This is a genomic window from Micromonospora nigra (assembly GCF_900091585.1).
Lineage (GTDB): Bacteria > Actinomycetota > Actinomycetes > Mycobacteriales > Micromonosporaceae > Micromonospora > Micromonospora nigra.
This window is the reverse complement of record NZ_FMHT01000003.1, coordinates 4,104,344-4,130,492: the sequence shown is the minus strand read 5'-3', so window position 1 is coordinate 4,130,492 and position 26,149 is coordinate 4,104,344. Positions and strand designations below refer to the sequence as shown.

Below are 26,149 nucleotides of genomic sequence, written 5' to 3'. Positions count from 1 at the left end.
GTCCGCGCAGCGGAGCCGGGCCGCCGCCCGCCCGGCACAGGCGTACGGTCAGCGGGCGCTGACGGGGTCGAGGACGTCGGCACCGTCGTGGTCGGCGGGGCCGGGGGCGCGCCGGCCGAGGACCACCACGTAGGTCAGGAAGGCCACCCAGACGGCCGCGCCGACGGCGACGCGCAGCGGCACGGGCACGGCAGCCGGCGTCACGAACGCCTCGACCAGCGCGGAGACCGCGAACACGCCGACCAGCCCCACCGCGACGACGATCCCGTCCCGCCCCGCGCGGGCGACCGCGGCCCCCCGGCTCAGCTGGGCCGGCGGCGCGATCCACGACCAGCCGATCCGCAGACCCACGCCGGCGGCCACGAACACGCCGGTCAACTCCAGCAGCCCGTGCGGGGTGATCAGGCCGAAGAACACGTCGGCCCGGCCGTAGGCGACCATCACGCCGCCGACGACGCCGATGTTGAGCGCGTTCTGCCACAGCAGGTAGCCCACCGGCACGATCAGCACCCCCGCCGCCAGACACTGGGCCGCCAGCCAGGCGTTGTGCGTCCACAGGTGGAAGGCGAACGTGGGCGCGGAGAACTCCGTGTAGTAGCCGGCGAACCCGGACTCCACCAGGTGCGCGGCGGCCTCCTCGCCGACCAGCGCGGGCACGGCGTCGGGGTTGTCGGCCACGAACCAGATGAGGGCGAACGACAGCACCGTGAAGCCGGTCGCCACCGCGCACCACCACGGCCAGGCCCGCCACACCGCGCCGGGGAAGCCGACCAGCAGGAACCGGCCGACCGCCGCCCAGGACGCGCGGGGTCGCACGGTCAGCCGGGCCCGGGCCCGCAGCACCAGCTGGGAGAGCTGGCTGACCAGCGCCGGGTCGGGCGAACGACTGCGCAGCACGGACAGGTGGGTGCTCACCCGCTGGTAGAGGACCACCAGCTCGTCCACCTCGGCGGCGTCGAGCCGGGCCCGGTCGACGAGGTGCTCCAGCCGTCGCCACTGCCCGCCATGCTCCGCGACGTACGCGTCGAGATCCACCGGCCACCCCCGTCTGCGCGATCATAGTGTTCACTGTCGGGGTGAGCGCACAACCACGACCCCGGCCGGTGCCCGGCTGGGGTGACGCCGGCCTGGTCAGCGGGGATGCTGTCGGGTTGGACGTGCGGGCGGCCCGGATCGGATCCCGGGTGCTCGCCCTGCTGCTCGACATCCTGCTCCAGGCGCTGGCCGCGCTCCTGCTGGTGGCGGTCGCCGGGATGGCGCTCGCCGCGATGCCGTACGGGCTGCTCGACGGCGCACTGAGCAACGCGGCGCTGACGGTCGGGCTGGTCCTGGTGCTCGTCGGTTACCCGGTGCTGTTCGAGCGGCTCAACGACGGCCGGACCCCGGGCAAGATGGCCGTGGGACTGCGTGTGGTCAGCGTGGACGGCGCGCGGGTCGGGCTGCGCCAGTCCCTGACCCGGGCCCTGGTCGGGGTGGCCGTGGAGTGGCCCGGTCTGATCCTGCCGCTGCTGTCGTGGGTGGCCGGGGTGACGGTGATGCTGAGCGATCGGCGTGGCCGCCGGCTCGGCGACCTGGTCGCCGGCACCCAGGTGGTGCACGTTCGCACGGCGGCGGCCTGGCGGCCGGTGCCGACGGCGGTGCCGGCGCTGGCCGGTTGGGCGTACACCCTGGATCTGAGCCGTCTCGACGACGCCCTGGCGCTCGCCGCCCGGCAGTACCTGGCGCGGATCCACCAGTTCGCCGAGCCGGCGCGCGGGCTGCTCGCCCGGGGGCTGTGGACGGAGGTCGCCGCCGTGACGACTCCGCCGCCCCCGGCCGGCATGCCGGAGCCGGTGTACCTGGCCGCGGTGCTCGGGGAGCGGCACCGCCGGGCCCGCGAGCGGCTGGGCCACGAGCGGGCCGTGATGGCACGACTGTGGCCGGAGCTGACGCCCGCGCCGCCACCCGCCCCCGACCCGGCCCCCACCCCCGCCACGCCCCTGTGGGTACGCCCGGCCGTCCCGCCGCACCCGGTGCCGCCGGCATCCGGTGTGCAGCGGACCGTTCCCCCGCAGTCCGTCCCGGCCGGCCCGCCGCAGGGAGGCCCGCCCGATCCCGCCGGCCCACCCGGAGCCGGCGCGGCGGAGGTCGGCGCCGCGGGGGTCAGCGCGGCGGGGGTCGGCGGTGCGGAGGTCAGCGCGGCGGGGGTCGGCGGTGCGCACCCGGTCGAGGTTGCCGCCCCGGCGGATCCGGGCGTGGCCGAGGGGCGGCGGCGGTGAGGGGCTTCGGGCCGTGGCTGGCCGTCCTGGCCGTGGTGCTGCTGCTCAGCGCGCTGCGGCTGCGCACCCTGGCCACGGTGGTGTCGCTGGCCTGGCTGGCCTGGTGCGTCTGGACCTGGGTCCGCCCCGCCCGCCGGAACCACCGTCCCTGACCCGCCAGCACGGTGCCGCTTGCGGCAGCTCGGCGTGTCAGTGCCTCCGGCCGATCCGACATGCGGCAAGGTGCGCTGTCTCCGGCCTCGGACAGCGCGACATGCCGCACCTCGCGAGTCGGCCGACGCGAGGCGATCACCGGGCGGGCGGGGAGACGGCGAACCGGGCCGGCGCGCGGCGCCGGCCCGGTTCGACAGTGTGGCTCAGTAGCGGTAGTGGTCCGGCTTGAACGGGCCCTCGACGGAGACGCCGAGGTAGGCGGCCTGCTCCTTGGTGAGGGTGCTCAGCTTCGCGCCGAGCGCGCCCAGGTGGAGCCGGGCGACCTTCTCGTCGAGGTGCTTGGGCAGCACGTAGACGCCGATCGGGTAGTCGTCGGTCTTGGTGTACAGCTCGATCTGGGCGATCGTCTGGTTGGCGAACGAGTTCGACATGACGAAGCTCGGGTGGCCGGTGGCGTTGCCGAGGTTCAGCAGGCGCCCCTCGGACAGCACGATGATGGCGTGGCCATCGGCGAAGCGCCACAGGTCGACCTGCGGCTTGATGTTGACCCGCTCGACGTCGGAACGCTTGGCCAGGCCGGCCATGTCGATCTCGTTGTCGAAGTGGCCGATGTTGCCGACGATGGCCTGGTGCTTCATCCGGGCCATGTGCTCGTTGGTGATGACGTCGTAGCAGCCGGTCGCCGTGATGAAGATGTCGGCGATCTCGACCACGTCCTCCAGGGTGGCGACCTGGTAGCCGTCCATGGCCGCCTGGAGGGCACAGATCGGGTCGACCTCGGTCACCACGACCCGGGCACCCTGGCCGCGCAGCGACTCCGCGCAGCCCTTGCCCACGTCACCGTAGCCGAGCACGACCGCCATCTTCCCACCGATCAGCACGTCGGTGGCCCGGTTGATGCCGTCGATGAGCGAGTGGCGGCAGCCGTACTTGTTGTCGAACTTGCTCTTGGTCACCGAGTCGTTGACGTTGATGGCCGGGAACAGCAGCGTGCCGGCCCGGTGCATCTCGTAGAGCCGGTGCACGCCGGTGGTGGTCTCCTCGGTCACGCCCTTGATACCGGACGCGATCCGGGTCCACCGCTGACCGTCCTCGGCGAGGCTGCGGTGCAGCACACCGAGGATGACGGCGTACTCCTCGGAGTCGGCGGACTCGACCGGCGGGACGACGCCGGCCTTCTCGAACTCGACACCCTTGTGGACGAGCAGGGTGGCGTCGCCACCGTCGTCCAGGATCATGTTCGGGCCCTGCCCGTCGGGCCAGGCGAGCACCTGCTCGGTGCACCACCAGTACTCCTCCAGCGTCTCGCCCTTCCAGGCGTACACCGGAACACCGGCCGGGGATTCGGGGGTGCCGTCCGGGCCGACCACGATCGCGGCGGCGGCGTGGTCCTGGGTGGAGAAGATGTTGCACGACGCCCAGCGGACCTGCGCGCCGAGCGCGACCAGGGTCTCGATGAGCACGGCGGTCTGGATCGTCATGTGCAGCGACCCGGTGATCCGCGCCCCGGCCAGGGGCTGCGCGTCGGCGAACTCGCGGCGGATCGCCATCAGACCGGGCATCTCGTGCTCGGCGAGCTGGATCTCCTTGCGCCCGAACTCGGCGAGCGACAGATCCGCCACCTTGTAGTCGCCCTCGGCGAGGGTGCGCGGCCGGGCCTCGGACGGCGTGCCACTGGCGGACGCCGGGAGGGTGCTGGTCATGAAAGCTCCTGTCGGACGATGGTGCTGCGCGACCTCCCACCTTACGCGCGCCGCGCGACGGCGGGTGGGGCCGGTCGTGGACAGCGCACGGGGCGGTCGGTGGTGAACGGATGTCGTCCACCAACCGGCCGCCCCGTGCATCCCCCCGGTTTGGTTCCCCGCGCGTTCCCGGACCGTCGTCGCGATAACGCTGCGCACCCATAGAGTCACACTTGGCAACTGTCGAGTCAAGCTATTCCGGAAAAGTCGGACTCGTGGCGGTCAGTGCAGCCCGGTGGTGGCGACGTACGCCTCGCCCACGCCGCCGACCACCAGCGGCCCACCGGCCGCCGCGCCGACCGCCGCCCGCCCCGGACGCAGCACCACCGCGGCGACGTCGTCGCCCACCGACACCTCGCCGGACGTGCACAGCACCACCCGAGGGCCGACCACGGGCACCGTCACCCCGGGCCGCTCCGCGCTCACGGTGACCCGGCGCAACGCGAAGTCGTCGACCGGCACCGGCCACGTCACCACCCCCGGCGCCTCCGGGCGCGGTCGCACCACCGGATCGTCGAGCACCTCGAAGCGCAGCACCCGCAGCAGCTCGGCCACGTCCACGTGCTTCGGCGTCAACCCGCCCCGCAGCACGTTGTCACTCGCCGCCATGATCTCGACGCCGGTGCCCCGCAGGTAGGCGTGCAGGTTGCCCGCCGGCATCCAGATCGCCTCCCCCGGGGCCAGCCGCACCCGGTTCAGCAGCAACGCCACCAACACCCCCGGATCGCCCGGGTACGCCGCCGCCAGCGTCCGCGCCAGCTCCGCGTCCCCGCCCCCGACCGGGGCGGCGACCACCGCCGACACCAGCGCGTCCCGCTGCCCGGTCGGCCAGGTCAGCAGACGGCGCACCGCCTCGGCCAGGCCCGCCGGCCCGGCACGCAACGCCGACACCACCGGCCCCAGCTCCGGTACGCCGAACGCGGCGATCGCCTCCGCCGCCGCCGCCGGATCCCGGAAACCACACAGCGCCTCCGTCGGCGACAACGCGACCAGCAGCTCCGGCTTGTGGTACGGGTCGACGTAGTTGCGGGGCCCCCCGTCGCGGCGGGCGCTGTCGGCGGCGTATCCGATGCGGGCCTGTTCGGCGTCCGGATGGGCCTGGAGACTCAGGGGCGCGTCGGCGGCGAGCACCTTGAGCAGGAACGGCAGCCGGGGGCCGAACCGGTCGAGCACCCGCTCACCCAGCCACGGCCCCGGCTCCCCCGCCAGCAGGTCGGTCAGCGCGACCCCACCACCGGCACGCCCGACCGTCGCGGGCGCGCCGGGGTGCGCACCCAGCCACAGCTCGGCCTCCGGGCCCTCGCTGGGCACCGGCCGCTCCTGCAATGCGGCGATCGCCGTGCGGGATCCCCAGGCGTAGTCCCTGATCGGGCCGTGCAGCAACTCCACCCGTCAACTCCCGGGCGCGGCGACGACCGCCTTCGTGCCGCCGTGCGCGCTCACGGGTTGGCCAGCTCCTTCATCTCGGTGATCGCCGGCACCGCCATCGGGTCGAGGCCGTGGGCCAGGGCGAGGTAGATCGACGCGAAGTCCGGTACGGCCACCAGCGAGGCGAGGCGCTCCAACGCCGACCCGCCCTCGGCCGTCACCACGTCGCAACGCACCCCGCGCCGCTCGGCGAGGGTCTGCACCGCGTCCGCGCGGCGCTCCTCCACGGCCAGCGGCTCGTCGGTGTCGTCCTCGGCGTTCAGGCCGCCGTCCCGCAGCAGCACCAACCGCAGCCGGGTGCCGTCTTCGTCGGACTCGTCCGGGTCGGCGAAGATGTCCCGCTCCCCCTCCGCCAGACCACCGAAGACGCCGTCGAGCAGACCGACCCGGCCCCGGCCGGCCTCGCCCAGCGCCCCACTGACCACGGGGTAGCGGGCGTTGGCTGACAGCGTGTCACCGAAGCGGCGGGCCGCCACCGTGGCCAGCGGTGACGAGCCCCAGACGATCGGGACCGAACCGGCCAGACCCAGCGCCAGCGACTTCGCCGGGTTGACGAACGACTCGGCGGTGGGCCGGCAGCGGTCGGCTTCCGCGTCCAGCCGGGCCGCGGTCTCCGCCAGGTCCGCCTCGTTGACCTTGACCAGCCCGAGCGCACGGGCGGCGAGCAGCACCGGCACCGTGAGCGCCCACAGACTGGCCCGGGCCGGAGCCCGTCGGGGCACCGGGATGAACGGGGCGCGGGCCCGCTCGGCCACCGACTGCAACTGCGAGTCCGGCGCGCCGACCGCGACCAGCCGGGCCCCCCGCCGGTGCGCCGCCTCGGCCGCGCCCAGTGCCTCCGGGCTGCGCCCCGACGCGCTGACGGCGATGACCACGTCGGCGGCACCGACCCAGCCGGGCACGCCGGCGCTGCGGTGCGGGATGACCGGCACCGGGCAGCGCGGCCCGGCGACCGTGGCGAGCACGTCCCCCGTCCGGCCGGCGGTGCCGATACCGGCGATGACGACCGCCCGGGGCCGCCCGTCGTCGGCGAGCACCTGGAGGTTCGCCTCGGCGGCCAGCGCGGCCGACTCACGCACCTGCGCGCCGCCCGAGGCGGTGTGTCGCAGCATGCCTCCCGGATCCCGCTCGGCGAGCGCGTCCGGGTTGTCGAGAAGGGACTCGTCGGCGTGGCGGTGGCCGCTGACGCCGGCCGTACCGTCGATCATGACCGCTCCGCGGGACGTCGCGCCTCGTCCAGCAGCAGCACCGGCACGTCGTCGCGGACCTCGAAGATCCGGCCGCACTCGGTGCAGGTCAGCGTCTGCGCCTGCGCGTCGTAGTCGAGCGGAGCGTGGTGTGTGTCCGGACAGGCGAGGATTTCCAGCAACTGCGGGTCCAGGGCCACGGCGCGGCTCCTTCCACGTATGCGGTGTCACCGGTCGACGGTGCCGACCGGCCGAGCGATCCTATCGGCGAACCCGGTCGAGCACCTCGTCCCGGAGGGCGGTCATCCGCTCCACGGTGGGAGCCTCGACGTTGAGCCGCAGCAACGGCTCCGTGTTGGACGCGCGCAGGTTCACCCAGGCGCCGTCGGGAAAGCGCAGGGTGAGCCCGTCGAGCTCGTCGACCTCCGCGTCCGGGTACGCGGCACGCACCTCGGCCACCTTCGCCGCCTGGTCGGCCACCGTGGAGTTGATCTCGCCGGAGGCGACGTACCGCTCGTACTCGGCGGCCAGCACCGACAGCGGCAGGGACTGCTCGCCGAGCGCGGCCAGGGTGTGCATCGCGGCCAGCATCCCCGTGTCGGCGAACCAGAAGTCCCGGAAGTAGTAGTGCGCCGAGTGTTCCCCGCCGAAGACCGCGTTGGTGCGGGCCATCTCCGCCTTGATGAACGAGTGCCCCACCCGGGCCACCACCGGCTCACCGCCGTGCTCCCGGATGATCTCCGGTACGGCACTGGAGGTGATCAGGTTGTGGATCACCGTGGCACCGGGATGCTTGGCCAGTTCCCGGGCGGCCACCAGCGCGGTGACGGCCGACGGCGAGACCGGTTCGCCGCGCTCGTCGATCACGAAGCAACGGTCCGCGTCGCCGTCGAAGGCCAACCCGACGTCGGCCCCGTGCTCGACCACCGCGCGTTGCAGGTCGACCAGGTTCCGCGGGTCCAACGGGTTGGCCTCGTGGTTAGGGAAGGTGCCGTCGAGCTCGAAGTAGAGCGGCACGATCTCCAGCGGCAACGCCTGCAGCGCGGCCTCACCGAGAACGCTGGGCACCGTGTAACCGCCCATGCCGTTGCCGGCGTCCACGACCACCTTCAGCGGCCGGACGCCGGACAGGTCCACCAACTTGCGCAGGTGCCCCGCGTAGTCGCCGAGCAGGTCCCGGCGCTCCGCCGCGCCGACGGGTGCGCCGGCGCGGGTGCCCGCGTCCAGCATCCGCTGCGCCCGCTGCCGGATCTCGGCCAGGCCGGTGTCCTGCCCCACCGGGCGGGCCCCCGAGCGGCACAGCTTGATGCCGTTGTACTGCGCCGGGTTGTGGCTGGCGGTGAACATCGCGCCGGGCAGGCCCAGCGCGCCGGAGGCGTAGTAGAGCATGTCCGTCGAGGCGAGCCCGATCTCGACGACCGCGCGGCCCTCGGCACGGACGCCGGCGGCGAAAGCCGCCGCGAGGCCCGGACCGGTGGCCCGCATGTCGTGCCCGATCACGACGGCCCCGTCCGGCTCGCCCGACGCGGCGAGCACCTGCGCGAAGGCGACACCCAACGCCTCGGCGACGCGCTCGTCCCACTGGTCCGGCACCGTCCCCCGAACGTCGTAGGCCTTTACGATCTGGGACAGATCAGACACAGGTTCCACTCCTCCATGCAACTGCTCGACGAACCTGAGCGTATCGGAGGGGTGACGCCCGTCTCGGCTCAGCCGGGGAGCCGGGGCATGAACACCGTGTGGTCACCCCCGCCCGCCTCAGCCGGCGGCTCGCCGCGCCGCCCCTGCGGCGGTACGGCACCCGGCTGCCCCGGCGTCGTCGCGCCGGGTGGCACGGCACCGGGCGGCATCGCCCCAGGCGTGTCCCCCAGCGGCATCGCCCCGGGCGCCGACGGCGGCCCGGACACCGGCCCGGTGGGCTGCCCGGGGACGACCAGCGGCAGCGCGGCACCGCCCGGAACCGGACCGCCCGGCGGCATCGCCTGCGTACGGTCGACCGCCGGCGCCCCGTAGACGCTGCCGGACGGGCGGGCGCCACCACCGCCGTACACCCCGGGGGTGGCCGGCCGGGCGGAGGGCTGCTGGCCGTACACCTGGCCGGGCGGGACCGGCGCGGTGGCCGGCCCCTGCCCCGAGCGGTAGGTGGTGCCACCGGGGTTACGGGGCAGCGGGGGCGGGGGAACGTCACCGCGGGGGCGGCGGTCCTCCCGGGAGCGGCGCACCAGCAGAACGATCAACAGGAACCCGACGGCGACCATGCCGATGCCGAAGAACATCACCGGGGGCAGTCCACCCGACGATTCCCCGCCCTCCTCCGCCGCCAGCGCCACTGCGGTTCCGCCTGCCTGGTCCGCCAGCGCCACAGCCGGGACCGTGCCCTCGACGGTCGGCTCCCCGGTGTCGCTGGGCGTGGGGGTCGGCGACGGCTTGCGCGACGGCGTCGGCGAGGCGGAGGCCACCCCACCCACCACCCGCGACGCGACGGCACCCCGGCCGATGACCTGCCGCTGGGCGGTGGTGGCCTCACCCACCACGACCAGCCGGCCGTTCGGGGCCGTCGCGGCGAACGCCACCCGGTAGCGGGCGGCCAGGCCCTTGCCCTTGCACAGCCGCCCGTTGGCCGGCACGACCGGAGCCGTGCGTACCGTGCCCCGGCTGCCGCTGACCGCGACCGCGACCCAGCGCCCACCGACGTTGGCCTGCACGGCCACCTGGTCGGCACGCAGACCGATGAGGGTCAGCCCGAGCGCGGTACGCGCCAGCACGCAACCGTCGGTGCGCTTGCGTACCTCGACCGTCACGCCCTCCGCCGAACGGCCCGCGGTGAAACTGCCCGCCGAGCGGGCCCGGACCTGATCCCCGTCGGCGTGCGCCGGTGTCGCGCCGAACGCCACCACACCACCCAGCACCGCGCACACCGTCGCGATCCGCGCCGCGTGCCGCCGTACCGCCATGATCATCCCACCGTTCCTCCCCCCGGCGGGGGGACCGTCGGCCAGGCTACTACCGGGCCGGTCGACCGGCTGGTCATCGAACGGACCAGATGTGCGCCTCGCCACGCGCCCAGCCGCCCGGCGACCTGGCGACCTGGCGACCTGGCGACCTGGCGACCTGGCGACCTGGCGACCTGGCGACCTGGCGACCTGGCGACCTGGCGACCTGGCGACCTGGCGACCTGGCGACCTGGCGACCTGGCGACCTGGCGACCTGGGACAGGGTGCCCGCGGTCGAGGGCGGTGCGGGACCGGGGGCGCCAGCGGGCGGCGGTCAGCGCCGGGCGGCGGTCAGCGCGTCCCGGCACAGCCGGTCGGCCGTACGGGTGCTCTCCGGCAGCCGGAACCGTGGCGTCACCGCCAGCACCTGCGCACACGCGTTGTCGAGGCTCATCCGGTGGCCGACGCTGACGAAGACCGGCCGCACACCGTCCCGGGTTCGCAGCACCCGCCCCACCACCTCACCCCCGTCCCGCAGCGGGCTCCCGTCGCCCCTGGCCGGGCCGGGCGGCGTCCACTCGCCCACCAGTCGCGTCTTGCCGACACCGATTGCCGGCAGACCGGTCAGCACCCCCAGGTGGCAGGCGAGCCCGAACCGGCGCGGATGCGCCAGCCCGTGCCCGTCGCAGATCAGCAACTCCGGCCGGACGGTCAGCCCGTCCAGGGCGTCGAGCAGCGCCGGCAACTCACGGAAGGCGAACAGCCCGGGCACGTACCCGAACGTCGGCCGGCCCACCCTGACCGCGCTGTCGAGTACGGCCAGGGTGCCGGCGTCCAGCACCGTGACGGCCGCCGCCAACAGGTCGTCCCCCTCGGCGTACGCCACATCCAGCCCGGCCACCGTCGCGGGGGTGTCAGGACCCGGGCCGACCAGATCCACCAGCGGACGCAGCCGGTCCTGCACGGCCATCGCCTCGGCGACGCTGCCCGGCGGCTCGTGACCGACCCTCACGGGTTGCCCCCGGAGTCGACCGGCACGGACGGTCCGGCCCCGGATCCCAGCGTCACGGACGGTCCGTCGGCCCGCGTTCGACGTCGGGGTGGCCCGGATCGGTGCTCCCCGGATCGGGAGCGTCCTCGACGGGCCGGCCCGCGTCGGACGTACCCGTGGCCTGCCTGCCCGTCCCGGACTCGTCACCGGTGGGCGGTCCGGGCGGCGCGGTGGAATCAACCGCCGCCGGCTCGTCACCGGTGGGCCGCTTGCGGGTGCCGGCGGTGAAGGCCAGGGCGAACGCGACCCCGAGGCCGACACCCACGCCGACACCTGCGGCACCGTCCAACGCGGCCAGGCCGATCACCAGGCCGAGCATGATTCCGACGGGCCAGGCCCACAGGGCGGATTTGCTGTCGTCCTTGTCCGGGTTCGACATGGGGCGAGGGTACGCCGTCCCGTCGGACAGAGACCCCTGCCCCTGCCCCCGCCTCACCGCCGACGGGCCGCTACTGCCCGACGCGCCCGTCGATCCGCTCGCGTAGCAGGTCGGCGTGGCCGTTGTGCCGGGCGTACTCCTCGATCATGTGCACCAGGACGCTCCGCAGCGGATGGTCCTCCTCACCCCGCCGGCCCGCGATACCCAGGTCAACCGCCTCCGCGACGAACCGCTCGGCGAACTCCACCTCCGCCCGCCAGGCCCGCCACGCCTCGGTCACCACCTCGGGGTCCGCCACCGCACCGTCGAAGTCGGCGTCCGGATCAGCCTCCGTACACCAGATCCGAGGGGCGTCCAGACCTGCCATCGTCCGGCGGAACCACCCCCGCTCCACCTCGGCCATGTGCCGCAGCAGGCCGAGCAGCGACATCGTCGACGGCGGTACGGACCGGCGGGCCAACTGCTCCGCGTCGAGGCCGGCGCACTTCAGTTCCAGCGTCAGACGCTGGTCGCGGAGGTAACCGACGAGGGTGCCCCGCTCCCCCTCGAAGCCACCGTCGGCACGCGGGTCCTCGTCGGGATGCACGAACATGTCCGACCAGCCGAAGGCACGCGCGGGCTGCTCGGACATCGACCCGTCAACAGGCGTCGTCGACACGTCAGGAGGCGTCATGGTGCAACCCTCACGCGTCCACAGGCCCGACGCAAGCCTGTTGAGCCTCGCGCACCCGTGCAGCTGGAGTCACGGATTGTCACCTCGGCATAGACGTCCGCTTCGTCGCACCAGGCAGGTCTCCACACATCGCCTCATCACCTCAGCGCCTCGTGTCGGCACCGCCGAGGCTCGGGTCGGCAGCGGGATCTCCGCCGGCCAGCAGACCCTCCTCAAAGATCACAAAAGTCCGACGATGGATTTCACGGACGAGTGAAACCTCTTTTTCTGTGGGATAGCGCCTCTCGCGGGCTTGGTTTTCCTCTATCGCACGCACGGTCTCGTAGAGTGCGTGCAGCGCACTGTCGCCACGAAGATAGTACCCTCGACAGTGTTCGGTAAGCTGGATAAACTCCTCCCGTGTCAGGCGTTCAATCTCACCAGAACTCTCAAACAACAACTTCCGAATAAGATGGTTCGCCGGCAACCAGCCGCCGGAATCGCGCGACAGTTTCCATGCGGTTACACCGCCATCGGTAGCTTCAACCAGTTTGACCGGCGCGTCGTGATAGCTATAGAAGGCGGGCAACTCAAGCCCTGCTTGCGCACTCATGATCCAGACACCCCAGTTCCATCGCCGCCCATCGCCCGCCAGTATGCCTCCTGCGACCTTCGCAGCAAACCGTCCACAACCGCCCGCTCCCTGACAGTAAGTGGACGGTCCGCCGCGTCGGCCAACGCCTCGATGTCCCGGCGCACCTCATAGAGGGCGTGCTCCCACTTCGCCACCACATCGACGGGCGCTAAATGCAACCGAAGCTCGGCGATATGTCCGTTACTCATGCGCAGGTTCACCAGAACATCTCGGTAACCACTACCTTGCGGGTTGATGAACCGATCCTTGACCCCTACCACTACGACGGCGGAGCTGTCGCTGATTGCATTCAATGCATCATACAGATGATCGAGGCTGTCGAACTCAACTTTCGCCGCCGCTAGATCCTTGAGTCGAGAGGCGTCGTTGTCATACTCAACAAGCTTGTCGCGCACTCGACGATCCCCCTTTGGCGCTGTACGCCAGCCCGGTCGGCCGCCGGCGCCGGCCGATCGAGCTGCTAGTTGGTTCAATTCGCGTTGGGCCTCCACCGCCTTCGCACGGAGTTCGCGGACATAGCTGTCCCTATACGCCGCGTCATGTCGGCGGGTGATGTCGAAGTCAGGCTGGCTGGGCAGGGTCCCGCGAGCAGCGACCCTGCTACTGATTTCTCGTTGCCGCTCAGTCAACCGCGCCGGCAGTGGAGTTGGCTCAGCTTCGACGATGTCGGGTCGGCCCAGGTCCGCGAGCGCAGCGGTTAGAAGTTCGATTGCCTCCCGATGGTTGGCGAGATGATGCAGGGTGAGTGGGCGGGCAGTCAGCGAGGCCGTCAGCTCCGGCGTCGTCAGGATCACCCGGACGAGGTCAGGACTTTCCACCAGTTGACGCACCAGGGTCTCGGCGAGCATCGGCTCGCCCCTCGGCGGCTCCCGCCAGGTGTGGTCGAGCATTGCCCGGATGCGCGGCTCGGCGAACAGTTCCACCAAATCGTCCGCCGCCTGCTCGTCGAGCGTCGGCACGAGGCGGCGCAGCGACGACCCGTCGACCTCGGCAACGAACTCAGCGGCCGTCACTCCTGCGGCGAAGACCTCGTCGAGTTCTCCGCTGGCCCGGAGAACGGGCCGGACCGGCATGGCACCGACGCGCCTGGCCTCCTGTGCCCGAATGCGACTCGACCGCATCTTGTCGCCGGTCTGAGGAACCGCGTCATCCGTCCTGGGCCGCTCTCTGTCACTCGCCGGAGCTGCGCCGGGGGTGCCCAGGAGATGCATCCGGTTGAGGTACGGCTCGCCGTATCCATGATCGGCATTCGAAGGCGGGTATGCGGGAAGCTCCGCACGCGAGCTGTACTTTCCCCGCCGCAAGCCCGCCAGGGGCATGGGCCGGCCCTGGGGATCCAGGATGAGGACATCGGCGTCGACGGCGTTCCAGTGGTACGGCCGCCCCTGGTGGCGGTAAAGGGGCTGCGGTGCGACGGCTCCGGTCTGTGGGTCGAGGTAGAGGACCGTGCCGTGTTGATTGAGGGCGACCCAGATGTGCGCCCCTCCGCCCTCCCACTGATTGGCGACGAAGGCGAAGCTCCCGTGGCCGCCGAGCAGCAACTGGTCGTGCAGGTTGCGATAACCGGTGTCGAGAGCGGCCTGCCGGCTGCCCGGCGATGTGCCACTGCCGTCGCAGAGCCGCTGGAATCTTCCCCCGGTGACGTCCTCGATCCGACCCATGCCGTCGAACTCCCCGTCGATGGGACGGGTCACGTCACCGTGGAGATAGGCATCGAAGGTGCGGGGAGCTGAAACGCGTGGACGACCGTGGACCCATGTGTCGAACAGGGACAGAGTGCAGTCGATGCAGTTGATACCCCTGGTCGGATCAGCGTTCGGACCACCGTCGTTGAGCAGTCGAAACCATGCTCCACGACGCGGATCGGCCGTGCGTGTGACACTCCCGTCGGATTCCCGGGGCATCTGCCGCTCGACATCGGACTGATGCAGGGCAAGCGGTGGCCGCAGGCCCCCGGGTAGCCCGTACCGTCGGGACCGGTCGATGGGCGGGGGCTGACCGTCTCCGGTGAGAGCGGAGCGGTCATCCGCCGTAACGCCCGCGAGGGCCAGATCGCCGACGTCGTCGTTGATCTGGTGGAAGTCCTCCCATGCGTCGACCCGGACGATCGGGGGCGTCACCGTGCCGGAGAGCACGGCCTCTGCCAGATCCCGTTGCTCATGCGACAGCCGCTCACGCTCTCGCCCTGCGCGGTGATGGTGCTCGGACGCTGCGCGCCGGTTCAGGCCGTCGAGACGACGGCTCTCGCTGACCAGCCACCTGGCCTCGTCGTAGCTGCACTCCGCAGCCGTCCGAAGCCGGGCAGCGGTGTCACGGCGTCGGTTCTCCTCGTAGTTGGATCGCTGGAAATCGAGGTGACCCCGGTAGCGGCGACGTTCGAGTCCTTCCCGGTCCGCCGCCGCGCGGGCGGCGTACCACTCCGGGCTGCGAGGCCGGTGGCTGCCGACGGCGGGTCTCTCCGCGCTTGGCGGTACCGTGCCCGGTTCTGTTTCGGGTCCACCACGAACGACCTGGTGAATGGGGCCGGAGCCGGCGGACGGGGCCGTGACCGTGGGTCCCGCCAGTGGAACGCTCGATGGTTGACCTGCGGGGTGAGTGGACGTGGCGGCCGACCCCGCTGCGGGGGTGACGCCGAGCGAACTCTGCCCAGCCGGACCGGCATGACCGGCATGCCCGGCATCCGTACCCGCCATGCCGTGTGCCGCGACGGCGGTCGTCGCAGCGGTCGCGGACAATGCCGGACCGACTTGTTCTGAAGAGAACGTCAGTGCCTTCGCGGGCAACCCGTCGGTGACCGATTCGGCTGCCGGAGTGTCCCCACGAGGGGCAGGGATGTCCGTCATGGAGTTGCCTGCGGGCGGATGCACGGGACCCGCCGTGGTTGGCGCTCCATCGAGGTTGGCCTGGATGGACGCAGGCGTCACGGCACGCACCTCCGACGGCGGGCTTTCCGCCCGCGACGATGCCGGCGGAGCGGAATCGGCGGTGGACGGGACGCCCGGCGCGAGCAATCCGGCTGCCTGGTGCGTCGGATGCTCCTGCGGTGCGAATGACCAAGCGTGCGGTGCGGTTGACGGAGTCTGCGGTGCGAGTGATGGAGGCGGGGCACTGCGAGCATCGGCGTCCGGGCCCACTGTCGTGGAGCCGGCACCTCCGGGAATGCCCAGCTGGGCGTCCAGCCGCGTCTGGAGCGTCACGTCGAGCTGGCCGGTGGCGGATGCGCGGGCACCGGACGCTGCGGCTCGTGCCGCATCCTCCACGGACGTCAGCCCTTGACCGGTCGCGAGGCTCGCCGCCTGGTCAGCGATCATCTCGCCGGTCATCTCGCGGGCCAGGTGTTCGCCGATCTGCGCGCCGCGCCCGGTGGCGTGCCGTCCCAGGCTGGCCAGGGGTGCGGCGGCACCTCCGGCCAGGCCACCGAGCGCGGCAGTGCCGAGGTCGCCCAGGTCCACGCCGTCGCGCCGCCCGGTGGAGTTCTGGTGCGTCTGGATCGCCAGGTTGACGCCGCCCTCCTGGCCGGCCTCCCACATGCCCCCGATCGCGCCGCGGCGGGCCAGGCTCCGCACTCCGCCCTCGGCGACCTGGCTGGCCGCCCGCTCACCGGCCTCCTTGAGACCGGCCTTGAGGCTCTTGCGCGCCAGTTGCGCCGTCAGGCGCTTGAAGATCTGCTGCACCAGGAAGCGGGTGGCGGCGATCGCGCCCGCGGCGGCGGGTGAGGCCGCGCCGGCGGTGAGCACTGCCGCGACCGCCAGGGACAGCAGTTCGACGACGAGGATGCCGAGTTCGATCCAGACCTCGATCTTGGCACCTTCGATGTCGCAGCCGCACTCCTCCACCAACCGTCCCAGGTCGTGGCTGACGGCCAGCAGCACCGGCAGTGGCGCTTCGTCGCCCTCGGCGACCCGACGCCAGGCCGAGTCGAACGCCTCGGCGACCGCGCCGACACCTCCGTACCCGCCACGTGCCTCGGTCGCGGCGGCCCCGGCGTCGGCCTGCGGGCCGGCGAGCACGGAGGCAACCGCGTACCACTGGTCGGCCAGGTCCCAGACCGCCTTCTCGTTCCCGTTCGGCCACTCCACCCCGATGACCCAGTCGAGCGCCTCGTAGACCCAGCCGGGCAGCTCCCAGGGCGAGTAGTCGAGCGGGTGCGGGATCGGGCTCGGCAACAGGGTCATCGGCTTCTCCTGGGGCGCTCACCGCTGGTGACGCTGATCGGCCACCCGGTCGAGACGACGGGAACTGGCCGCGTCCGTCTGCTGGTTGGCCTCGACCGAGCGGACCACGTCGGTGCCCAGTTCGGACACCCGCCGGCCGATGCCCGCCCAGGCGCGCAGCACCGTCTCCTCGAAGCCGCGGTACTGCTTCTCGAACGCCGCCCCGATGTCGTCGCGACCCCACGGCCGCTGGGCACTCGCCGCCGCGATCGCAGCCCCCTCCTGCGCCCGCCGCGCGGTCACGGCCTCCCCGGCGAGGATGAGGTCGGCTCCGCCGCGCCGGGCCCGCGTCGGATCGAGCCACAGCTGACCGTCGGTCATTCGCCGCGCCCCAGCACCGCGTCGGCCCGGCCGAGCAACGACCCGAAGTCACCGGTACGCAGAAAGTCGGCGGTCCCCGAACCGGCTGGCAGGTAGCCGGCGACGAGCTGCTGCGTGGCCGCCGCAGCGGCGGCCCCGGCCCGTTGCACCGTGCCGGTGATCTTCCGGCTCAGCGCCTTCGCGTCGCGGTCCTGGTACACCGCCGGGTGCAGGTCGACCGACACCAGTTCACCCCGGGCTCCCACCGTCGCCGTGACGAGGCCGTCGTCGGAACGTTCGGTGACCCGCAGCTCGGCGAGTTGGCGACGCAGTTCGTCCAAACCGGACCGGAGCTGCTGGTACTGCCCGTACACCTCATCGAACCGTGCCCGGAGCGCGTGGTTGGCAGCCCGGTCCACCCCCTCGGTCACCGACAATCCTCCCCATCACCCTCGGTAGGGCGAACCATACCGGGCGCCACGGAATCCCGGTGTCCGGTAGGTTCGTCGCTGTGATCGACCGCCAGCAGGCCGAGCAGCTCGCCGCCGTCTGGGCCAGCCGCGACTCGCTACGCCTCGGCCACGAATGCACCCCCGTGGTCACCGAGTTCGACCTCGGCTACGTCATCACGTCCACCGTGTCCACTCAGGTCCGGGCGCTACCCGGCGACCTGCCGACCACTGTGGTCGACAAGGCCAGTGGGGAGGTCACCACCTGGCCCCGGGTGCCCCCGGAGACGGTGGAACAGCTCTGGCGCCGCAGCCGGCCGACCGGCCCGCGCCCGCCCCGTACGGTCGACCCGGCGAGTCAACTGCTCCGCGAGATACGACGCCTGCCCACGCCCACCACCGCCGCGCACCTGGTCGTGGAGGGGAAGATCTTCACGGCACACGGCGCGAAGGGCGACGTCGAACTCGATCACCATCCGCTGGTCCGGGCGTACCTCGACGACCTGCCACCGGGGCACCTGGTGCGTGGCGGCGAACGGCACGCCGAGATCATCGTGGTCTCCGACGTCCTGCACGAGTACGACCACCGCCGTGCCGCCGAAGGCATCGCCCCGATGGGCACGGCGGACGCGGAGGCTCTCCTGAGACGCGTTCGCTTCGACGTGACCCGGGTGCGGGAAGCGGGCGACCCGCAGGGTGGTCGCGCAGAGCGCCCGTGCGACAGCTGCCTCAACTTCCTCGTCCACGTCAACGTGCTGCCCTGGGCCGAGCTGGCGTTCACCTCGGTGGTGCGCCCCCAGTCCCCGGGGCAGCCTCATCATCCGGGCCGGTTCCCACCTGAGGTGGCGGCCGCGTTGATGGATGCGGGCTGGGAGGCGGGCATGTTCAACGCCGCGCTGGCCCGAGGGGCGATTCAGGAGACCTGCGACGTCTCCGGTCGCCTGCATCGGCACGAACCGTTCGCCGCCGCGGTACGCGCGCTGACGGAGTTTCCATCCATCGTCAGCCACCGGCGGGGCCCTGGCCAACAGGTGTGGATCAGTCAGTTCACCACGAATCCGCTGCGCAGTGCGCACTCCGCCGACACGCTCGCCGACTTCGGCACGCTGCTCGACGTGAGGTTGTTCCCGATGGGCTCCGAACACGGCGACAGCATCATCGCCGTCGACGAGCACGGGCGGATCTTCGCGCTCGACCAGGCCGGCGAGTGGTTCCTCGGTGACGACATCGACGCCGCCCTGACCACTCTCCTGCTGGGTCGAGCCCCGGCCCGGGTCCGCGACGATGGCACCTGGTGAGCCGGCCCTACAGCGCCACCCCGGTCAACACCACGACCCGCGATTCCGTGTAGTCCTCCATCGCGCTGCGCAGACCCTCCCGACCGACGCCGCTGCCCTTCATCCCGCCGTACGGCATCTGGTCGGCGCGGTACGACGGCACGTCGCCCACGATCAAGCCGCCGACCTCGAGCACCCGACCGGCACGGAAGGCCACGTCGAGGCGGTGGGTGAAGACGCCGGCCTGCAACCCGTACGCCGAGTCGTTGACGGCGACGAACGCGGCCTCGTCGTCCTCGACGCGGGCCACGACGAGCACCGGCCCGAAGATCTCCCGCGTACACACCTTGGCGGTCGGTGGCACCCCGGTCAGCACGGTCGGCGGGTAGGTCGCGCCGTCGCGCCGGCCGCCCACCTCGATGGTGGCGCCTGCGGTGACGGCCTCGTCCACCCAGGCTTCGACCCGCTCGGCCGCCTCGACGGAGATCAACGGCCCGACGTCGGTGAGTTCCGACGCGGGGTCGCCGGTGCGCAGTTCCTGTACGGCGGCCACCAGCCGGGGCAGGAACGCGTCGTAGAGCCATTCGTGCACGTAGACCCGTTGCACGGCGATGCAGGACTGCCCGGCCTGGTAGTTGGCGAAGGTGGCGATCCGGTGGGCGGCGAAGGTGAGGTCCCCGTCGGTGTTCCAGTCCTCGCAGATCACCGCCGCCGCGTTGCCGCCGAGTTCGAGGGTGACGTGCTTGTCGGGTACGGCCCGGCGGATGGCCGTGCCGACCGGCCCGGAGCCGGTGAACGACACGACCGGCAGTCGAGGGTCGGCGACCAGGTCGGCGGCACGCTCGTCGGGCAGCGTCAGCACCGAGAACATGCCCTCGGGCAGGTCGGTCTCGGCCAGGATCTCGCCGAGCAGCAGCGCGGTGAGCGGCGTGGCCGGTGCCGGTTTGACGACGACGGGTGCGCCGACGGCGATGGCGGGGGCGACCTTGTGGGCGACCAGGTTGAGTGGGAAGTTGAACGGCGTGATGCCCAGGACGATTCCCTTCGGCACGCGCCGCACGAGCGCGATCCGGCCGGTGGCGGTGGGGTCGGTGTCGAGGCGTTGCAGTTCGCCGGAGAACCGCCGGGCCTCCTCGGCCGCCCAGCGGAACGTGGACGCCGCCCGCCCCACCTCGGCCCGCGCCCACCTGATCGGTTTGCCGCTCTCCGCGGTGATCGACGCCGCGATTTCCGTCGCCCGTTCGGCGAGACGGCGGGAGACGTGGTCCAGGGCGGCGGCGCGGGCGTGCGCGGGCAGGGCCGCGGCCTCCGCGGCGACCCGGGTGGCTGCCGCGACGGCGGCGTCGACCTGGGCGGGCGTGGCGAAGGTGGTACGACCGACGGTGCGCCCGTCGTACGGGTGGTGGACGGTCAGGTCGCCCTCGCCGTGGTCGGGACGGCCGGCGACGAAGAACGGTACGGGCTGCACGCTCCGCAGCGTAGACCACACAGGAGGCTGTCATGAGTGACCAACAGCAGCTACGCAACTTCGTCGACGGCCGGTACGTCGAGCCGGCCGACGGCGGTTACACCGACCTGATCGATCCCTGCACGGGCGAGGTGTTCGCTCAGGCCCCCGTCTCCGGTGCCGCCGATGTGGACGCCGCGATGCGGGCCGCCGCCACCGCCTTCGAGGGGTGGCGGGACACCACTCCCGCCGAGCGGCAGCGGGCCCTGCTCAAGCTCGCCGACGCCGTGGAGTCCCGGGCCGCCGAGCTGGTCGACGCGGAGGTACGCAACACCGGCAAGCCGCGTCAGCTCACCACCGAGGAGGAACTGCCCCCGACGGTGGACCAGATCCGCTTCTTCGCCGGTGCCGCTCGTCTGCTCGAAGGTCGCTCGGCCGGCGAGTACCTGGCCGGGCACACCTCGTACGTGCGGCGTGAGCCGATCGGCGTCTGCGCCCAGGTCACCCCGTGGAACTACCCGCTGATGATGGCGGTCTGGAAGATCGCCCCGGCTCTCGCCGCCGGCAACACGGTGGTGCTCAAGCCGTCCGACACCACACCGGTGTCGACGCTGCTGCTCGCCGAGATCGCCGCCGAGTTCCTCCCGCCGGGGGTGTTCAACGTGGTCTGCGGCGACCGGGACACCGGTCGTACGCTCGTGTCACACCCCACCCCGCAGCTGGTGTCGATCACCGGCTCGACCCGCGCGGGCACGGAGGTCGCCGCCGCGGCGGCGACCGACCTGAAGCGAACCCATCTGGAGCTGGGCGGGAAGGCCCCGGTGGTGGTCTTCGACGACGCGGACGTGGTCGCGGCGGCCGAGGCGATCGCGACGGGCGGCTACTTCAACGCCGGCCAGGACTGCACGGCGGCGACCCGGGTGCTCGCCGGCCCCGGCGTGCACGACGACTTCCTCGCGGCGCTGGCCGAGCAGGCCCGGAGCACCAGGACGGGCACGCCGGACGACCCGGACGTGCGGTACGGCCCGTTGAACAACGCCCACCAGCTCGCCCGGGTCGGCGGTTTCGTCGACCGTCTTCCCGACCACGCGTCGATCGTGAGCGGCGGGGCGCGTCAGGGCGACCGTGGCTACTTCTACGCCCCCACCGTCGTGTCGGGGCTGCGGCAGGCCGACGAGATCATCCAGGAGGAGGTGTTCGGCCCGGTCATCACCGTCCAGCGGTTCACCGACGAGGACGAGGCCGTGCGCTGGGCCAACGGCGTCGAGTACGGCCTGGCCGCCTCGGTGTGGACGCGCGACCACGGCCGGGCGATGCGGATGACCCGCCGGCTGGACTTCGGCTGCGTGTGGGTGAACACCCACATCCCGTTCGTCTCCGAGATGCCGCACGGCGGGTTCAAGCACTCCGGGCACGGCAAGGACCTGTCGGTCTACAGCCTGGAGGACTACACCCGGATCAAGCACGTCATGCACCACATCGACGGCTGACGCCGCTCACGTTGGGGGAGCGCCTGTGGCATCGTCGGAAGGAACAGCACAGCCGGCACGGCGCTGCTGTCGCCCCGCATGGCTACATGGTCGGGTGCTACATGGACCGTGGTCAGCATCAGCCCGACCGGTAACCACCGGACTGCCGGCAGTCGGCACTGATCAGGCGAGCTTGATGGCGGCTCAGCTTGACCAACGGACTCGACGCTGGCTCCCGCCGTCCCATCGTCGGCATCTGTCGCCCGCTTATCCAAAGTGGTCGACGCCTGATGTGTTGGAATGCGGTGCCCGCCCGGCACTGGTCGGCTTCAGGAGTCGTTTCTCAACAGCAGCGGAGAAGCCGAAAGGGCAGCAACGGCTTTCACCTGTGGTCAGGTGAAGACGAAGCGCGTCGGCTCGGCGAACACTGCTGCGGCCGACTCTAGGTCAGCGAGTCGAGCGGCCAGCGTCCGCAGGGCCAGCCGCCTTGGCAGTGCGGCGTTGAACTTGAGTCCAGTCAGCGCCTTTTCGTCGAGTCCGGGCAGGCAGAGCCGTTCACGGGCGTCACTTGCCAGCGCGCGCCACTGGCCCGGTGCGAGGTTCTCCCGCAATTTCATGGCCTGGTCGTCGTAACGGTTCACCGGATCGACGACTGCACTGAGAGTTGCGGCCAATGTGGCGTTAGCCCGATTTCCAGCGAAGGTCCACCAGTGCAGGTCGCCGTCCGGTTCGCGAGCTATGACGTTGCCGCCGGAGTGAACAAGGTGCAGTCGCTCCTCGCGTTCCCGGGCAAGGCGATCCACTGCCCGGCCGGTGAGCCGCACCGGCGGATCCGCCCCGAGCAGCACGTCACGGACCGCCCGGGTCAACTCGAAGCCCAGGCCAGCCGCACCCGCGCCCCACCAGCGCGCCCGTCCACCATCGTCTGCCGGTTCCACGAAACAGCGGCGACGACGCCAGTCGACATACGTCACCCGCCAACTCGGGCCGCTCAACAGCAGCCGGCGGTCTCCCCGCACTTCGTCCGTCAGCAGGCTGGGGTCGATCCGGCCCAGTTCCGATCTCCCGAGTAGCACCGTGAATTCGGGCGGTCCCGTGAAGACGGCTGTCATCTCCATGAAATGCCGACGACCGAAGTGGGTCTCGGCGGTCGAACCGATGAAGAGCATCCCCTCGTCCCGGTTCAGGTAGCCGTGTTCGACCAGGTGGTGGAGCACGGGCTCGGCGCTGCGGCCGAACGGCTCCAGGCCATTCCACTCCTCGATCCACTGACGGTCGCCGATTCGGTTTTCCTGCAGGCAGAGCGCCAGCATCTGCTGGGCGACAATGTGCCGCGGCTCGGGCGGTGCGACGACCGGCTCGACCCATCCCTTGGACCAGAGCAGCAGCAGCGCCGCCGCCTCGGTCAGCGCTTCGCCGGAGAGCGTGAGGAATAGGCAGTTGCGGCTGGTACCGGTACGCCGTCCGGTGCGGCCGAGCCGTTGCAGGAACGACGCCACGGTCCCCGGTGCGTCGATCTGGATCACCCGGTCCAGGTCACCCACGTCGACACCCAGTTCGAGCGTGCTCGTGGAGACGATGACACAGTCTCTTGCCTCGGCGAAGGCCTGCTCGGCGCGACGCCGTTCGTCAGCGGAGAGCGAGGCGTGGGAAAGGGAAACGTTCAGCCCCTTCGCCCGCAGCAACTGGCCGAGTTCCTCCACGGTCTGCCGGGACTCACAGAAGGCGAGTCGCTTCTCGCCCCGGTGCAGCGCGGCGATCACGGTGGCGACGTTGGCGAGGGAGCCGACATGGTCCAACTCGATGTTGCCGGCCGGGGCAGGCCGTACGGTGGCCGGAGTCAGCCCGGGTGCCACCACCCGGCCGGGTCGGCTGGTCACGCCCGAACCCTGCATCCAGGTCAGTAGCTCGGCGGGATTCCCGACAGTGGCGGACAGGCCGACCCGTTGCAGCGGCCGACCGGCCACCCGGGTCAGCCGTTCCAGCAGGGCGACGAGGTGCCATCCCCGGTCGTCGCCGGCGAAGGCGTGTACCTCGTCCACCACGACCGTCCGCAGGCCAGCGAAGAAGAGCCGGTGGTCTACACCGGTGCTCACCAGCATGGACTCCACAGATTCCGGGGTGGTCAGCAGCACGTCCGGTCGTTGGACGAGGATCGCCCGCCGCCGTGAGGCGGACACGTCGCCGTGCCAGACAGCCACCTGCCGACCGAGCCACCCGGCGTACCGCTCGAGGCGTGGCTGGAGGTTGTTCAGCAGTGCCTTCAGCGGACAGAGGTACAGCACGGATGTGCCGTTCGAGTCCTGCCCGGCCATGCTGGACAGCAGTGGGAAGATCGCCGCCTCCGTCTTGCCACCGGCGGTCGGGGCGAGCAGGAGCGCGTCGCCGCCGCCTACAACCGGACCGGCGGCGGCCTGCTGCAAGGGACGCAGGTCAGGCCAGCCCAGGGTGTTGACGATGTGGTGCACCACCACCGGGTGAAGGCTGCGCACCGACGTCAGACGGGGAGGTCGACGTCGCCTGCGGACGCAGCGGTGTTGCGTTCCAGGGCGGTCAGTTCGTCGGCCCGCAGGGTCAGCTCGTAGTGCCGCCTCGGATCCCATTCGGCGAACTGGTCGACTCGGTCAAAGACGTCGGCGACGAGCTTCTTGAGATAGACGCGGGGCGCCACCCCGACCTGACCCCCCAGCCGACCGGTGACCGCCCGGGCCAGCAGGTCGAGGTAGTCGTCGTCGACCCGGCTGGTCACCGCCGGGCTCGCGTAGATCTGCCGGACGTTGCGGCCCAGCTCCACCAGCGCGTCGAGGGTGAAGCCCGGCAGCCGCACCTGGGTTGCGCGGGATTGTCCCAGCGGGGTTCTGGGCCGAAGTCGGTGGCCAGGCGCTGGGCGAGCGGTGCGAGCCGCTGGGCCCCCTGCGGACCGTCGAAGAAGGCGGGCGTCCCGGTGATGACGAGGAACAGGCCGGGGAACCGACCAGCGTACACCTCGTCGATGAGCTGCCGGAGGGCGTTGAGGCCCTTGTCCCGGACGTCGGAGCGGACCCGCTGCAAGGTTTCCACCTCGTCGAGCACGAGCAGCAACCCCTGGTGTCCGCTGTCGCGCAGCACGGTGAGCAGCCCCTGGAGGAAGCTCAATGCTCCGAAGTGGTCGAGGTCCCCCTTGACCCCGGCGACCCGCCGGACGGTAGCGGCGACGTGCGGCTGCCCACCGAGCCAGGCGGCCAGCCCGTCGGCGCTGCCGTGGTCACCGGCTGTGGTTGCGCCACGATAGCCGCGCAGGGCAGCGGCGAAGCCGGGGGTGCTGCGAGATATGTCGCCAAGTCGGCGTTCCAGCAGTTCGGTCACGGCGGCGTCGAGCGCTGTCGCGTCGTCCTCGGCGAGCCCTCCGCCGGTCAGTGCGTCCTCTTCGAGGGCGAAGATCCAGCCGTCGAGGATCGGGCGGAACGCGCTCGGCGGAAACTGCTCGGTGCTGAGGTGTTCGACCAGCCGGCGGTAGACGGTCTCCATCCGGTGCAGCGGGGTCTCCAGCTCGGAGATCTGCACTTCGGCGGCGGCGAACCCGCGCCGCTTGGCGCGTTCGGCTAGCCAGCGGGTGAAGAACGTCTTGCCGGCACCGTACTTACCCCGGACGGCCTTGAAGAGGCTGCCGCCGCCGGCCACCCGGTCGAGGTCGTCGTCGACTGTGGTGATGAACCGGTCGAGTCCGACGGCCAGGGCGTCAGGCCGTTGGTGGGTACGACTCCGCGACGGAGAGCGTCGATGATGTCCCGGCGACGACGGGCGGAGATGTCCCCGGTCACGACTGGTCCAGCTCGAACTGCTCGACGAGCAGCTCACGGTTGAGGTGGACGGTACGCCGGTCAGCATCGAGCGTGACGACCGGATAGCCCTCCACCTGCAACAGCCGCCGCAGCACGGTCACCGTGCCGGTGATCCGGTGGGCCGGTACGCCGGACCGGGCGGCGAGTGTCTCCAGGGTGGCCCGTCCGCCATTGGCGAGCAGCGTCTGCAGCAGTGCCGCCACCCGCTGGTCGGGCAGGGAGAGCCGAGCGTCCCGACGGTGGGCATACCGTTCGCTGGAGAGCAGGGCGTCGACGAGATCTGGCCGGGCACGGACCGGCTCCAGGGCAGCGGGCTCGTACGCCTGGGCGGTGTCCAGCTCGAATAGGCTCTCCGGTGGAGTCGCGGCGCGTACCGGTACACGCTTCATAGCCGCATTCACACGAGCCCGCATCGTGCCGTTCTCGGCGATGATCGGCTCCCGCCACCAGTCGGGGCTGGCGACGGGGGCACCCTCCCAACCCGGCACCACCCGGTCGTCGCCCCGACTGAACACCAGCAGCGGAATGACAGCCTCGGCCGGACTCGCTCCCCCGTGGTAGCCGGCCTTGCGCGGCCCGTACCGGACGTCCTCCCGCCATGGCAGGACCACCTGGCCGCCGCCGAGTGCCACCCGGCTGCCGCTGACAGCCACCTCCGACTCGGTGGCGGCCACTGTGGCCGGCCGCCACCGGGCACGCCGTTCGGGGCCGCCTCGGGCAGGACCGACGATTCG

Annotated in this window: 21 protein-coding genes and 1 pseudogene; 4 read left to right on the top strand and 18 right to left on the bottom strand. The window is 71.8% G+C overall.

Going from position 1 to position 26,149, the window contains the following annotated elements:
* Positions 1-48: 48 nt before the first annotated feature.
* Positions 49-1,035: a stage II sporulation protein M gene (locus GA0070616_RS17915; RefSeq protein WP_091083851.1), complete on the bottom strand. Its 987-nt coding sequence runs from the start codon at positions 1,033-1,035 to the stop codon at positions 49-51.
* 41 nt (positions 1,036-1,076) lie between these two features.
* On the opposite strand from GA0070616_RS17915, the gene GA0070616_RS17910 reads away from it, so the two are divergent.
* The gene (locus GA0070616_RS17910; RefSeq protein WP_245712815.1) at positions 1,077-2,258 is read left to right on the top strand and encodes an RDD family protein; all 1,182 of its coding nucleotides are present in this window, start codon (positions 1,077-1,079) and stop codon (positions 2,256-2,258) included.
* Positions 2,255-2,410 (top strand): hypothetical protein, encoded by a 156-nt coding sequence (locus GA0070616_RS28215; protein WP_175440114.1) that lies wholly within the window; start codon positions 2,255-2,257, stop codon positions 2,408-2,410. The genes GA0070616_RS17910 and GA0070616_RS28215 overlap by 4 nt, the downstream gene beginning before the upstream one ends.
* A 204-nt stretch (positions 2,411-2,614) precedes the next feature.
* Here the strand turns inward: GA0070616_RS28215 and ahcY are convergent, their stop codons facing one another.
* The 13 genes from ahcY to GA0070616_RS17845 all read right to left on the bottom strand — a co-directional run bounded on the left by ahcY (position 2,615) and on the right by GA0070616_RS17845 (position 17,383).
* Entirely contained in the window at positions 2,615-4,114 is a 1,500-nt protein-coding gene (gene ahcY, locus GA0070616_RS17905) for an adenosylhomocysteinase (protein ID WP_091083848.1), read from the bottom strand.
* A gap of 261 nt (positions 4,115-4,375) precedes the next feature.
* Positions 4,376-5,542 (bottom strand): mannose-6-phosphate isomerase, class I, encoded by a 1,167-nt coding sequence (gene manA, locus GA0070616_RS17900; RefSeq protein ID WP_091083844.1) that lies wholly within the window; start codon positions 5,540-5,542, stop codon positions 4,376-4,378.
* A gap of 50 nt (positions 5,543-5,592) precedes the next feature.
* The gene (locus tag GA0070616_RS17895; protein ID WP_091083841.1) at positions 5,593-6,789 is read right to left on the bottom strand and encodes an SIS domain-containing protein; all 1,197 of its coding nucleotides are present in this window, start codon (positions 6,787-6,789) and stop codon (positions 5,593-5,595) included.
* The gene (locus GA0070616_RS17890; RefSeq protein ID WP_091083838.1) at positions 6,786-6,968 is read right to left on the bottom strand and encodes a Trm112 family protein; all 183 of its coding nucleotides are present in this window, start codon (positions 6,966-6,968) and stop codon (positions 6,786-6,788) included. Before GA0070616_RS17890 ends, GA0070616_RS17895 begins: the two co-directional genes overlap by 4 nt.
* 61 nt (positions 6,969-7,029) lie before the next feature.
* Positions 7,030-8,409, bottom strand: coding sequence for a phosphomannomutase/phosphoglucomutase (locus GA0070616_RS17885; protein ID WP_091083834.1), 1,380 nt, complete (start codon positions 8,407-8,409; stop codon positions 7,030-7,032).
* 68 nt (positions 8,410-8,477) lie between these two features.
* Complete coding sequence (locus GA0070616_RS17880) at positions 8,478-9,728, bottom strand: YML083C domain-containing protein (RefSeq protein WP_175440113.1); 1,251 nt, start codon at positions 9,726-9,728, stop codon at positions 8,478-8,480.
* Between the two features lie 307 nt (positions 9,729-10,035).
* On the bottom strand, positions 10,036-10,671 hold the full coding sequence (locus GA0070616_RS17875; RefSeq protein ID WP_091091044.1) for an endonuclease V: 636 nt from the start codon (positions 10,669-10,671) through the stop codon (positions 10,036-10,038).
* A gap of 94 nt (positions 10,672-10,765) precedes the next feature.
* A complete protein-coding gene (locus GA0070616_RS17870; protein ID WP_091083831.1) occupies positions 10,766-11,131 on the bottom strand; it encodes a hypothetical protein in 366 nt (121 codons plus the stop codon).
* A 70-nt stretch (positions 11,132-11,201) separates the two neighbouring features.
* Positions 11,202-11,804, bottom strand: a complete 603-nt coding sequence (locus GA0070616_RS17865) for a DinB family protein (protein ID WP_091083827.1) — start codon at positions 11,802-11,804, stop codon at positions 11,202-11,204.
* A 142-nt stretch (positions 11,805-11,946) separates the two neighbouring features.
* Entirely contained in the window at positions 11,947-12,396 is a 450-nt protein-coding gene (locus GA0070616_RS17860; protein WP_091083822.1) for a hypothetical protein, read from the bottom strand.
* Positions 12,393-16,613 (bottom strand): toxin glutamine deamidase domain-containing protein, encoded by a 4,221-nt coding sequence (locus GA0070616_RS17855; protein WP_091083817.1) that lies wholly within the window; start codon positions 16,611-16,613, stop codon positions 12,393-12,395. Before GA0070616_RS17855 ends, GA0070616_RS17860 begins: the two co-directional genes overlap by 4 nt.
* 18 nt (positions 16,614-16,631) lie before the next feature.
* Positions 16,632-16,973 carry a hypothetical protein gene (locus GA0070616_RS17850; protein ID WP_091083813.1) on the bottom strand — a complete coding sequence of 114 codons (342 nt, stop codon included), beginning with the start codon at positions 16,971-16,973 and terminating at the stop codon, positions 16,632-16,634.
* A complete protein-coding gene (locus GA0070616_RS17845) occupies positions 16,970-17,383 on the bottom strand; it encodes a YbaB/EbfC family nucleoid-associated protein (protein WP_091083810.1) in 414 nt (137 codons plus the stop codon). Before GA0070616_RS17845 ends, GA0070616_RS17850 begins: the two co-directional genes overlap by 4 nt.
* 80 nt (positions 17,384-17,463) lie before the next feature.
* Here GA0070616_RS17845 and GA0070616_RS17840 point away from each other — a divergent pair, with 80 nt between their 5' ends.
* Positions 17,464-18,699 carry an SUKH-3 domain-containing protein gene (locus GA0070616_RS17840; RefSeq protein ID WP_091083807.1) on the top strand — a complete coding sequence of 412 codons (1,236 nt, stop codon included), beginning with the start codon at positions 17,464-17,466 and terminating at the stop codon, positions 18,697-18,699.
* A 7-nt stretch (positions 18,700-18,706) separates the two neighbouring features.
* Here GA0070616_RS17840 and GA0070616_RS17835 read toward each other — a convergent pair whose 3' ends face one another.
* On the bottom strand, positions 18,707-20,146 hold the full coding sequence (locus GA0070616_RS17835; protein WP_091083803.1) for an aldehyde dehydrogenase family protein: 1,440 nt from the start codon (positions 20,144-20,146) through the stop codon (positions 18,707-18,709).
* Positions 20,147-20,178: 32 nt separating this feature from the next.
* Here GA0070616_RS17835 and GA0070616_RS17830 point away from each other — a divergent pair, with 32 nt between their 5' ends.
* On the top strand, positions 20,179-21,615 hold the full coding sequence (locus GA0070616_RS17830; RefSeq protein WP_091083798.1) for a gamma-aminobutyraldehyde dehydrogenase: 1,437 nt from the start codon (positions 20,179-20,181) through the stop codon (positions 21,613-21,615).
* A 371-nt stretch (positions 21,616-21,986) separates the two neighbouring features.
* Here GA0070616_RS17830 and GA0070616_RS17825 read toward each other — a convergent pair whose 3' ends face one another.
* From GA0070616_RS17825 to pglZ, 3 genes and pseudogenes are all read right to left on the bottom strand, one after another.
* A complete protein-coding gene (locus GA0070616_RS17825) occupies positions 21,987-24,068 on the bottom strand; it encodes a DEAD/DEAH box helicase (RefSeq protein ID WP_245712814.1) in 2,082 nt (693 codons plus the stop codon).
* 23 nt (positions 24,069-24,091) lie between these two features.
* Positions 24,092-25,461, bottom strand: a pseudogene (gene brxD, locus GA0070616_RS17820) (BREX system ATP-binding protein BrxD).
* A complete protein-coding gene (gene pglZ, locus GA0070616_RS29180) occupies positions 25,391-26,068 on the bottom strand; it encodes a BREX-2 system phosphatase PglZ (RefSeq protein ID WP_281188172.1) in 678 nt (225 codons plus the stop codon). The pseudogene brxD and the gene pglZ overlap by 71 nt, the downstream one beginning before the upstream one ends.
* Positions 26,069-26,149 lie beyond the last annotated feature (81 nt).